Source organism: Sphingomonas sp. JUb134, assembly GCF_004341505.2.
Classification (GTDB): domain Bacteria; phylum Pseudomonadota; class Alphaproteobacteria; order Sphingomonadales; family Sphingomonadaceae; genus Sphingomonas.
The window spans coordinates 208,367-219,732 of record NZ_SLYP02000002.1; the positions used below are offsets into that span (position 1 = coordinate 208,367).

An 11,366-nucleotide genomic window follows, 5' to 3' on the forward strand; every position below is an offset into this window, starting at 1 on the left:
TTTTCGAGCGCCATCTGAAGACACCAAGGAGACCAGGAATGAGCTTCACCCTCCCGCCCCTGCCATATCCTAAGGATGCATTTGGTGACCTGATCTCACCTGAGACGTTCGACTATCATCACGGCAAGCATCACAACGCCTATGTCGTCAAGGCGAACGAACTGGTCGCGGCCGATCCCGCGCTGCAGGGCAAGTCGCTCGTGGAATTGATCGAGCTTGCTGCTACCAATGGCCCCAGGGGGCTGTTCAATCAGGTCGGCCAGATCTGGAACCACAGTTTCTACTGGCGCGGTCTCAGCCCGCAAAAGAAGCAGCCGACCGGCCCGCTGCTCGATCTCATCACCCAGGCCTTCGGATCGGTGGACGGGCTGATCGACACGCTCAAGGCTGAGGCCGTCGGTCATTTCGGCAGCGGATGGGCCGCGCTCAACCTCAAGGACGGCAAGCTCGAGGTAACCTCCTATCACGATGCCGACACCCCTGTCGCGCATGGTGCGGCGCCCCTCTTCATCTTCGATGTCTGGGAGCACGCTTATTATGTCGACTATCGCAACGCGCGACCCGACTATGCCGACAAGATTCTGCGCAATGCGATCGACTGGGATTTTGTCGCCCTGAACCTCGACGGCCTGGGACTGACTCGAGCCGACCAAATACCAGGCGGTTGACCAGGCATCCACGCTCATCGAGCTGGTCGCGCGATGGGCGTGGGGTTCGAAAGGAGAATCAGGACGGCGAGGCCGCAGAGCCGACCGCCAACTGCGCGGCGGGGCGTCAGCCAAGCGCCCGCTTCGTAACATACGTATACTGCTCGACGTGATGACATCGCATGGAGGGGCCAGCGCCACCCGGTTCGCAAGCCGGTGACCGCGGCGCAGGCTCTTGGAGATCGCCCATGCAAACACGACAATCCTCACTGGAACAAGGTTCTGATCGCGCGCCGTGAAGCCGGTGCCGCTACGGTCTTGCCCCAGTTCGCGGGTGAAGATCACGCCCCCTCGCCAGCGCACCCTGACGGTCGGCGAGATGGCACAAGCCGGCGCGCCTGGCGCCGCAGGCAAACCCTGTTCCAGAAAGATGCACGATCCATGTTCGACCTGAACGCCCGCCCGATTGCGCGGCGCCAATTCGTCCAGGGGCTGGCGATCGGCGGCGCGGTCGCCGGTTTCGCCCCGGCGCTTCTCGCGCGATCCGCCCCAGTCTCGCCCGCTGAGCTGAGCGGGACCGAGTTCGACCTCGAGATCGCCGAGCTGCCGGTCAACTTCACCGGCAAGCGCCGTATCGCGACCGCCGTGAACGGCAGCGTGCCCGCGCCGGTCCTGCGCCTGCGCGAAGGCGACACGGTCACGCTGCGCGTGCGCAACGGCCTCAAGGAGATGTCGAGCATCCATTGGCACGGCATCATCGTGCCGGCGGAGATGGACGGCGTGCCCGGCATCAGCTTTGCCGGCATCGCGCCGGGTGAGACCTTCACCTATCGCTTCGAGGTCCGCCAGAGCGGAACCTACTGGTATCACGCTCACACGCTCGCCGAGCAGACGGGACTCTATGGAGCGATCATCGTCGAGCCGAAACAGGCGCCGACGGCGCGGGCGCCCGATCGCGACTATTGCATCGTGCTCAGCGACTGGTCGGACGAGCCGCCGCTGCAGATCTTCCTCAATCTCAAGAAGCAGAGCAGCTACTATAATTTTGCGCAGCCGACCGCCGGCGATTTCCTCAAGGATGTCGGCGCCATGGGCTTGGGCAAGGCGCTCGAGCGCCGGCGGATGTGGAACAGCTCGCGGATGAACCCGACCGACTACAGCGATGTCTCTGCCGCGACCTACACCTATCTGATGAACGGCGCGCCGCCCGCCGGCAACTGGACCGGTATCGCCGCGCCCGGCGAGCGCGTGCGCCTGCGCTTCGTCGGCGCGGGGACGGCGACGTTCTTCGACGTGCGGATCCCCGGGGTCGAGCTGACGGTCGTATCGACCGACGGGCAGCCGGTCGAGCCGGTCACGGTCGAGGAATTCCGGATCGGCCCGGGCGAGACCTACGACGTCGAGTTCACCATGCCCGAGGGCGGCGCCCGCACCATCTTCGCGCAGGCGATCGATCGGAGCGGCTATGCGCGTGGCACGATCGCACCGGCCCCGGGCATGGCGGCAGCCGTGCCGCCGCTCGATGCCCGGACCTGGCTCGAGCCGGTCGACATGATGGGCGCGATGGCGACGATGGGCGCAATGGGAGGCGACGCGCATGCCGGGCACGGCATGACCGAGATGCCGGCCAGGGCACGGCACGCCCGCACCGAATATGGCTCCAATACCGACATGCGCGTCGACTATCCGCGCACCAATCTCGACGATCCGGGCGCAGGCCTGCGCGGGCGCGACTGGCGCGTGCTGACGCTGGCCGACCTGCGCACGCCGGGCGGCGATCCCGACCCGCGCGAGCCCGAGCGCGACATCGAGCTGCATCTCACGGGCAATATGGAACGGTTCATCTGGTCGCTCGACGGCATCAAGCTCAACGATTCCAGGCCGCTCCATTTCAGGCCGAACGAGCGGCTGCGCGTCACCTTCGTCAACGACACGATGATGGCGCATCCGATGCATCTGCACGGCATGTGGAGCGATGTCGAAGGCCCGGACGGCGCCTTCCAGGTCCGCAAGCATACGGTCGTGGTCCAGCCCGCCCAACGGGTGAGCTTCCGCGTCACCGCCGACGCCTTGGGTCGATGGGCCTTTCACTGTCATCTGCTCTATCACATGGCGGCCGGCATGTTCCGGGAGGTGGTGGTCGCATGATCCGGATTTTCCCCTCGCGCGGCATCGCTCTTGGCGCTGCCCTCTTCCTGGCGCCGGCGATCACGGCTCCCGCTCTCGCGCAGGATGCCTCGCCCCCGTCGCCCGCCACCACCCCTGCCCAAACGGCCACTCCCGCTCCGCAGACTCCTTCCGCGCAAGGCTCTCAGGACCATGCGGGCATGGACATGCCGGGCATGGATATGACCGACACGACGGCGTCCGGTAACGGCGCCACGATGGACATGGGCTCGATGCAGGGTGGCAAGGCCCCGCCGGACGCGCGCAACTCGGACGATTATGCCGACGGCTATCGCAACTCGACGCTGCCGGGCTATGAGATGGCCGACAAGCTGTCGATCCCCAAGATACTTGTGGATGAGCTCGAATTCACCAGCGGCAACGAGGGTCAGGGCGTGGGCTGGACCGTGCTCGTGACCAAGGGTCAGGACAATGACAAGCTCTGGCTGCGCAGCCAGGGGCTCAAGAACTCCCGCGACCAACGTCTCGATCCGGAGAGCAGCGTCGAGGCGCTGTGGTGGCACAGCAAGAACCCGTTCTGGGGCACGCTGCTCGGGGTCAGGCAGGATCTCGGCAAGGGTGCGACCACCTGGCTGGCCGCCGGCGTCGAGGGACTGGCGCCTTATTGGTTCGACGTCCAGCTCACCGGCTATGTAGGAACCGATGGGCGTCTCGCGGCGCGCGCCAAGGCGTCCTATGAGGTCCTGTTCACCAATCGGTTGATCCTCACGCCGCAGGTAGAGGCCAATATCTATTCGAAGCGGTCGAGCGATCGGCAGCTCGGCAGCGGTTTCAGCAATGTCGAGCTGAGCGGGCGGTTGCGCTACGAAGTGTCGCGCAAGTTCGCGCCCTATATCGGCTTTGTCTGGGAGCGCGCATTTGACGGCACGGCCGATTTCCGTCGCCTGCGCGGGGAAGGGCCTTCCGAACACAGGGTGGTGATCGGCTTGCGCGCCTGGTGGTGATCCGCGGATGGCGACTTGAGGGATCGACCGCGAACGCGCCGCGTGACAAGGCTGGATCGCAAGCCAACGGTCGCTGGCCGGCCTCTTTTTTCGTCTTGCTGCTCGCGGCGGCTGCGGCGTCGGCGGGACAGACGGCCATTCTCGCCTTCCTTCCGACACTGGTCGACCCGGCTCGTGGCGCGCTATCGTCAAGCGCTCATGATTTTCATGTCGCGAGCCTGACCGCGGTCCACCCCCTCGCTGCCTTGCTGGCGGCGCCGCTCTGGGGCTGGATCGCGGACCGGGTCGACTATCGGGCGATGTTGCGCGCAGCGCTGGTCATCCTCGCGCTGGTGACCGCGCCGATCGGCCTCATCGGGCTGCCTGAGCTTTATGCATTGCGCCTGGTGGCGGGGATGGCGGCCGCCGCCATCATACCGCTGGGATTGCTCTGCGCGAGCTTTGCCGCAAGGGGGCGCGCGGGCCAGGCGCGGCGCTTCACCTGGCTGACCGCCTTCGTGTTTCTGGGCGATCTCGCCGGTCCGCTGGTGGCGGAGGTCTCGGCCGCGATCCTGCCCCGCGCTCCCCTCATGATCCTCGCTCTCGGCATCGGTGCCGTCGGGGCGGCGCTTTGCGCCGTGCGTCTGCCGCGCTGGTGTGCACCCTGCAACGATGGCGGAGACCTGCCCGCGCCGACGCTCGGCGCGACGTTGATCCTGCTTTTCGTCACGATCGTCGCGGGCGGCGGGCTGGCGGCGATGCATGTCAATCTCCTGGTGACGCGGAGCGCCGTTTCGCTGAGCCGCGAAGAGATCGCCTGGATGCTCAGTCTTTGCGGATTGGGCATGCTGGCGGCACAGATCTTCCATGCGAGGCTCGATTGGCTGGTGACCATGCCGAGGCGGCTTGCGGGGCTGACGCTCGGCCTGCTGGCCGTGGCGCTCTTCCTGTTCCCTGTCGCCGCGAGCATGGCCGAGCTCAGTGGGATCATCGTTGCTGCCGGCTGGAGCTCGGCAACCCTTCGATTGGTCACCAGCTTCTGGATCAGCGGTGCGGCAGCCCCTTCGGGTCTGAAGCTCGGTCTCCAGCATTCCGCCGCCAGCATCGGGCAGGCGCTCGCGCCGCTGGCGATCGCTGTGGTCGCTCCGGGGGCACAGCACTTAGTCTTGTGGGGGATTGGTGGTCTATCGCTAGCGCTGCTTGTGTCCCTGCCGCTAGCCTGGAGGCCGCCCGCCATCGGAAAATCATCTGCGCGATGAGGGGAGGGGCGCATTGATGCGTATAGTAAAGGAGGGGCCACTGTCCCATGCTCATCGTTCTTCCGGGAGTCATTTCATGAAGACCCGCCTATCCGCCGCCTTGCTGTTCCTCGCCATGCCCGGCGTAGCGCTTGCGGCCAGTGATGTCGTAGTCCACCGGGATCCGGGATGTGGATGCTGCGAGAAGTGGGCGCAGGCCGTGCGCGAGAAGCTGGGACGCAAGGTCGTCATGCGTGACGATGCGTCGCGCAACGAGCTTCAGCGCAGGGCCGGCATGCCCCGGACGCTGGCGTCCTGCCACAGCGCGATCGTCGATGGCTATATGATCGAGGGCCATGTCCCGATATCCGACGTCAAGCGCTTGCTGGCGACCCGTCCTGCGGGTGTCAAAGGCATTGCGGTTGCAGGGATGCCGATCGGTTCGGAGGGCATGGAAGTGGCAGGCGCTGCCCACCAACCCTATACAGTAGTGTCGTTCGGCAGCGCCGGTCAGCGTACTTTCGCCCGGCACTGATATCGCTCGCGTCACAGGTCTGGTCAGGATTGCCTGTCTATAGGGAAGGCATCGCCTGACCGGCTGATGCAGGCCCAATAGATGATGCTGCCAAGGGCGACGACAATGCCCATGATGGCAAAGGATTCCATGCTTGAATGGCTCAAAAGCCAGATCGTGAGAAGGAGGCCACATGCAGGAATGACAAGCCCCCCGGGCAGCGCGAATTGCCCTGGATCTTTCGGCAAGCTCTTCTCGATCTTCGGCAAGGCTGCAATGCACAAGGCGTAGGTCATCAAGCGGACCGAGGTGCTCAAGAGCACGAGCCACACGAACTGCTGCCCGACGGCAAGCGCCAGACTGAGCGCTCCGCAGAACAGGATCGAGTTCGCCGGCGTGCGGGTTCTCTCGTTCACAATACCGAACCACATGGGGAGCGTTCCATCGCGGGCCAGTGCGAAGGTGAGGCGTGGCGCGGTGAGCAAAGACGTCAGACTGCCTCCGCCAATCGAGAATATAGCGCCCAGCGAAAGGGCTATTGCCCCGGTCGCTCCTGTCAATCGCCTCGCCAGCTCGACGAGTGGTGAGGCGCTGTTCCCGAGGTCGGGGCCTACCGAGACGGCTACGAGCTGGATCAGAGCATAGCAAAGGGCGATGGCGATCACCGTACCGATCAAGGCGCGGGGAACGGTTGCCTTTGCATTCCGTGTTTCACCCGCGGCGATGAGGCTGAACTCAAAGCCGATAAAGGCGTACATCAGGACGAGCATCGACTGGCCAAGCTGCGTGGGCGCGATCAGACCGCTGTCGACGACACGTGCCCACTCGATGGCGGGGAAGCCGATGACGATCAGTAGCAGCAATGGGGCGAGTTTCAGGATGCTGATCAGGTACAGGACCGTCATACCGGCGCGCACGCCCATGGCATTCAGAAGAGTTGACCGTCCCGAAGCTACCGTTCAGCTCGCCTGACACCGTCTTCGTCGGGAGCGGATTAGGGACAGGGGTTACACCACGATGCCGGACGTGCTGGGCTATGCCCGCGTCTCCACCAGCGACCAGGACCTGGAGGTGCAGCGTCGCCGGTTGCGCGACGAAGCGGGCGCGATCCGCGTGTTCGACGATGTGATCTCGGGCAAGAGCTTCGATCGGCCCGGCCTAAACGAGCTGATTGGCTTCTGCCGACCCGGCGATATCATCTGCGTCGTCCGGCTCGATCGCCTCGGCCGATCGCTCAAGGAGCTGCTGGAAACCGTCGACATGTTCAAGGCGCGCGGGCTCGCATTCCGTTCGCTGGAGGAACGGCTCGATACATCCTCGGCTGCAGGCGAGCTGGTGTTCCATGTGTTCGGTGCCATCGCGCATTTCGAGCGCCGGCTGATCGTCGAGCGCACCCGCGACGGCATCGCCGCGGCGCGCGCGCGGGGAAAAGTGCCTGGACGCCCTACGCTCGACGCCGACAAGCTGGCGTCGGCGCTCAAGCTGATCGAGGCCGGCGTGCGTCCGGCGCAGGCGGCGAAGCAGCTTGGGCTTGGCCGATCCACTCTCTACCGCGAACTCGCTGCACTCAAAACCGAGGCACCCACCACGCCCGCACTCAACGCCGCAGAATGAGCCGTAACGTCGTGGCTGTCATCGTCTCTGACATATAGCTGACATCGACTTTGAAAACCGACAGCTCCGGCCGCGATCGGCGGGGCTGTCGCGCGAACGACCGTTCGCGGGAGATTACTCGAAATCGACGCAATGCCTCCCGGATTGTCTATTGCGATGCATTACCAACTTCTCTACTCAGTTGAGAATAGTTCGCAAAGGGGCGGTGTGGTGAAAAAATCTGGTTTTGCAGCTATGTTCAGCTTTGGGGTGATTGCCGTCCCAGCAGCGGCTCAGGCTCAGGATCAGCTTGCCTTGGCGCAGGGAAGTCCCTCGCAGACGATCATCGTGACCGGCGTTCGGGACGGCTACCAGGCTGATACGACCAGCACCGCCACCCGCACGCCGACGGAGCTCAACGACGTCCCCCAATCAGTCTCCGTTATCACGGAAGCGCAGATTGACGATCAGGCGATGCGCTCGATCGCCGACGTGCTTCGCTATGTACCCGGCGCGGTGATCTCTCAAGGCGAAGGCCACCGCGATCAGATCATCCTGCGCGGTAACAACAGCACCGCGGATTTCTTCGTCGATGGCCTGCGTGACGACGTGCAATATTACCGCGGCCTCTACAACGCAGAGCGGATCGAGGTTCTGAAAGGCCCCAACGCGATGATCTTCGGGCGCGGCGGTGGGGGCGGGATCGTCAACCGCGTCACCAAGCGCCCGGGTGCCAACGCCTTCATCAGCAGCAGCGGCTCGGCGGACACATATGGCGCATGGTATGTCGATACCGACATCAATCAGCCGATCAGTGGGTCCGCCTCCGCTCGGCTGAACGCCGTTTACGAGGAGTTCAGCAGCAACCGCGACTTCTACGACGGACGCCGGTTTGCGATCAATCCCACCGTCGCGCTCTCACTTGGCGCCACCACCCGGATAGACCTGGGCTTCGAATACAATAATGACAAGCGCACGATCGATCGGGGCGTCCCCTCAGCTACGCAAGGCTCTCTGACGAGCCCCTCCCGCCCCCTCACCGGCTTCCGCGACACCTTCTTCGGTGTGCCGGGGTTCAACGTCAGCGATTTCGAGGCCAAGGTTCTGAGCGGGCGCATCGAGCATCGGTTCGGCGACAACCTGATTCTGACAAGTCGGGTCCTGTATGGCGACTATGACAAGCTCTATCGAAATGCCTTCGCGGTAACCCCGGTCACCCTGCGCGGGGGCGTCCAGAGCGTCGGCCTTGAAGCCTATAGCGATCCCACGACGCGCAAAAACCTGCTCAACCAGAACGATCTCGTCTGGACGGTTACGACCGGACCCGTTCGCCATGTGCTGCTCGCCGGCTTCGAGTTCGGCGATCAGCGCACGCGCAACCAGCGGATCAATGGCTTTTTCGAAAGCGGCGATATCGTGAACGGGGGCCGGCGCGTCTTTGTGGGATTAGCCGACCGGATCACGGTGCCGCCGGTCACGCTGCGCACCACTGCCAATACCGGCTACCGGTCGATCCGGGCAAATACCGACGCCACTGCCTTCTATGTGCAGGACCAAATCTCGATCGGCGAACATGTCGATGTCATCGGCGGCGTTCGCCGCGACCGCTTCAAGCTTAGCATCGACGATCTCGTCGCCGGGCGGAGCTATAGCCGGACGGACACGCTCTGGTCTCCTCGTCTGGGCGTGGTGTTGAAGCCGGTGCAACCTGTATCGATTTACGCCAGCTACAGCCGGTCCTTCCTACCGCAATCGGGCGATCAGTTTTCATCGCTCGACATTACAAGCGCCGCGCTGGAGCCGGAGAAGTTCGACAATTACGAACTCGGCCTCAAATGGGATATCTTTCCAACGCTCAACTTGACGGCTGCCGTCTACCAACTCGACCGCACCAACACCCGCGCGACCGATCTCAACGACGCCACGCGAACGGTACTTACGGGCGCGCAGCGCAGCAAAGGGCTAGAGATCGGCCTCAGCGGCGCGATCACACCCCAATGGCAGGTTAGTGCGGGCTATGCCTTGCAGGACGCGGAAATCCGCAAGACAACGAGTGCGGCTCCTGCCGGCCGCGATGTCCCGCTTGTACCCAAGCAGCAGGCCTCGCTCTGGACCCGCTACGATTTCACCCCTCGCCTCGGGGCCGGGGCGGGTATCTACCACCAATCGAAAAGTTTCACCTCGGTCAGCAATGCGGCCATCCTGCCCGCATTTACTCGCGTCGATGCGGCCGCATTCTTCAAGCTCACCCCCCAGATTGAGGCGCAAATCAACGTCGAAAACCTCCTTAATAGCAGCTATTTTTCGTCCGCCTACAACGACAACAACATCATGCCCGGTGCGCCGACGACGGCGCGAGCGACGGTTAGAATGAGCTTTTAGACAAGGAGTTCCCGTTGCTGCTGGATGCTTCACCACAGTCGTTCAGCATGCGCTAAACCGCCTCCTCGTTGGGGGGGCACACTGAACCGCCCCATTCATTTCCTCCAGAAGTCGATAGTGTCGGTCCATCTACCGAGCCGCTACCATTCTTTGACGATTCCGCTGGCCATCGTCCAGCTCCTGCGGGCAGCGGCATGGCCATGTGCCGCTGCCCGGCTCACGAGCAATATCGGCGGCTTGTCGCCAATCGCGCTATGTGGCCCCGATAAACGTCGGCATATGTACGGCCATGCCCTTGCCGGCAGCCGCTACGCACATAATAGTCGCCGCCTCGCTTGACCTAACGAGCACCATGGTTGCCGCCGTAGCTGCGCTCGGAATGTCAACAGAGGTTAATCAGGGAAATTGAAACAGCGGGACGCGTGGATCGCCGGCCTGCGTGCGAGCTGTGAACGATTGGACGCAATGGAAAAGTGCGCCGCCGCGCCCGGGGGCGTTCCCGCTTAGTGACATTCGTTCACGTCGGATTCGAGGGGTGTTCGCCGGCCGTGCGTAAAGGATGTGAGCACGGCGGAGGAATGAACATGGATATGGATTTGGACAGCGCCTTGCGCCGCCTTGCCGAGCAGCCGCTTCACCCCCGGCTCGCTGAACTGGAAGGCGATGTCATGCGGTTGATCGCGGCGGAGCGGCGCGCCGGCGGCGGAGTGACACTGCGGACTGGCATGCTGGCAGCGGTAGGCGCAGTCGCCTTGGGAGTGGTGGGCGGCGGCTTGTCGTCCGCAGCGGCGACTGCGCAGGTGCCGGCGCTGACACCTTTCGGGCCCGCCACGCCGCTAGCGCCTTCGACCTTGCTGGCGTTCCAGTGACGAGCAGCGCCCGGAGAACGATGCTGATCGCGGCCGTCGTGTTCTTGGCAGCGATCGCAGGCGTGTGGGCTGGGCGCGAGTTGTTCCCTTCCCCACCGAGCCCGGGCGTGGAACTTCATAGCTTGCTCCACGACGGGCTCGAGCTGGACGAAGCTCAACGGACCAAGCTCGAGACGCTGGAGTCACGCTTCGCCGTTCGAAGGCGTGCCTTGGAGCTTGAACTCAGGGCCGACAACGCCCGGCTTGCCGACGCCATCGAGGCCGAACATGGTAACGGGCCGCAGGTCGCGGCGGCCGTCGATCGTTCGCACGGCGCGATGGGCGAGCTCCAAAAGGAGACGTTGAACCATATGTTCGCGATGCGGCAGATCCTGCGGCCCGACCAGGCGAGGACGTTCGACCGCGCGGTGGTTAAGGCGCTGACCGCAGACGCGCGGTGAGTCTTGAACTTTCGGCCTGCACGGACGGCGAACTCGCCGCCTTGACGCTCGCTGGACGTCAGGCCGCCTTCGCCGAGATCATGCGCCGGCACAAGGGGCCGGTTTACCGCCTGATCCGTGCACATATCGGCGATGCCGAAGAGGCGCTTGACCTCACTCAGGAATGCTTCGCGGCCGCCTTTCAGAACTTGCGAAAGTATGACGGAGATCGGCCGCTCGCTGCGTGGCTGGCCCGCGTGGCAATCAACAAGAGCCGCGATTGGCTTCGGCGGCGACGCATACGCCAGATACTATCGTTCGCCTCTTCGCTGCCGCCTGAGACGATCGAGGGTGAGCGAGACGAGGCGCCAGGTGCCGACACCGTCACCTTCGATCGCGCAGAACTTGCCCGGCTTTCGCGCGCGGTGTCCGAGCTGCCGGCAACGCTCAAGGAGACGCTCTTGCTGCGGACCGTGGAAGGCTTGTCCGAAGCGGAGACCGCAGCCGCGCTGGGGATCAGCGGCAAGGCCGTAGAGATGCGGCTCCGGCGCGCGCGCGCGAAGTTGTCGAAAATTTTCGACTTCGCATGAGGGG

Annotated in this window: 11 protein-coding genes; 10 read left to right on the forward strand and 1 reads right to left on the reverse strand. The window is 64.1% G+C overall.

Going from position 1 to position 11,366, the window contains the following annotated elements; genetic code table 11:
- Positions 1–38: 38 nt before the first annotated feature.
- The 5 genes from EDF69_RS17245 to EDF69_RS17265 all read left to right on the forward strand — a co-directional run bounded on the left by EDF69_RS17245 (position 39) and on the right by EDF69_RS17265 (position 5,530).
- Positions 39–668, forward strand: coding sequence for a superoxide dismutase (locus tag EDF69_RS17245; RefSeq protein ID WP_132884044.1), 630 nt, complete (start codon positions 39–41; stop codon positions 666–668).
- 420 nt (positions 669–1,088) lie between these two features.
- Complete coding sequence (locus EDF69_RS17250) at positions 1,089–2,795, forward strand: copper resistance system multicopper oxidase (protein ID WP_043150648.1); 1,707 nt, start codon at positions 1,089–1,091, stop codon at positions 2,793–2,795.
- Positions 2,792–3,778, forward strand: a complete 987-nt coding sequence (locus EDF69_RS17255; protein WP_204991460.1) for a copper resistance protein B — start codon at positions 2,792–2,794, stop codon at positions 3,776–3,778. The genes EDF69_RS17250 and EDF69_RS17255 overlap by 4 nt, the downstream gene beginning before the upstream one ends.
- The gene (locus EDF69_RS17260) at positions 3,772–5,016 is read left to right on the forward strand and encodes an MFS transporter (RefSeq protein ID WP_132884043.1); all 1,245 of its coding nucleotides are present in this window, start codon (positions 3,772–3,774) and stop codon (positions 5,014–5,016) included. Before EDF69_RS17255 ends, EDF69_RS17260 begins: the two co-directional genes overlap by 7 nt.
- A gap of 76 nt (positions 5,017–5,092) precedes the next feature.
- A complete protein-coding gene (locus EDF69_RS17265; protein ID WP_043150644.1) occupies positions 5,093–5,530 on the forward strand; it encodes a DUF411 domain-containing protein in 438 nt (145 codons plus the stop codon).
- Between the two features lie 23 nt (positions 5,531–5,553).
- Here the strand turns inward: EDF69_RS17265 and EDF69_RS17270 are convergent, their stop codons facing one another.
- Positions 5,554–6,432, reverse strand: coding sequence for an APC family permease (locus EDF69_RS17270; protein WP_081764078.1), 879 nt, complete (start codon positions 6,430–6,432; stop codon positions 5,554–5,556).
- 94 nt (positions 6,433–6,526) lie between these two features.
- Here EDF69_RS17270 and EDF69_RS17275 point away from each other — a divergent pair, with 94 nt between their 5' ends.
- From EDF69_RS17275 to EDF69_RS17295, 5 genes are all read left to right on the forward strand, one after another.
- Positions 6,527–7,123 (forward strand): recombinase family protein, encoded by a 597-nt coding sequence (locus tag EDF69_RS17275; RefSeq protein WP_021245550.1) that lies wholly within the window; start codon positions 6,527–6,529, stop codon positions 7,121–7,123.
- Positions 7,124–7,333: 210 nt separating this feature from the next.
- On the forward strand, positions 7,334–9,484 hold the full coding sequence (locus EDF69_RS17280) for a TonB-dependent receptor (protein ID WP_339538884.1): 2,151 nt from the start codon (positions 7,334–7,336) through the stop codon (positions 9,482–9,484).
- A 584-nt stretch (positions 9,485–10,068) separates the two neighbouring features.
- The gene (locus EDF69_RS17285) at positions 10,069–10,353 is read left to right on the forward strand and encodes a hypothetical protein (RefSeq protein WP_043150728.1); all 285 of its coding nucleotides are present in this window, start codon (positions 10,069–10,071) and stop codon (positions 10,351–10,353) included.
- Between the two features lie 20 nt (positions 10,354–10,373).
- Positions 10,374–10,793, forward strand: coding sequence for a periplasmic heavy metal sensor (locus tag EDF69_RS17290; RefSeq protein WP_037473048.1), 420 nt, complete (start codon positions 10,374–10,376; stop codon positions 10,791–10,793).
- On the forward strand, positions 10,790–11,362 hold the full coding sequence (locus EDF69_RS17295) for an RNA polymerase sigma factor (protein WP_088181961.1): 573 nt from the start codon (positions 10,790–10,792) through the stop codon (positions 11,360–11,362). The genes EDF69_RS17290 and EDF69_RS17295 overlap by 4 nt, the downstream gene beginning before the upstream one ends.
- The last annotated feature ends 4 nt before the right edge of the window (positions 11,363–11,366 follow it).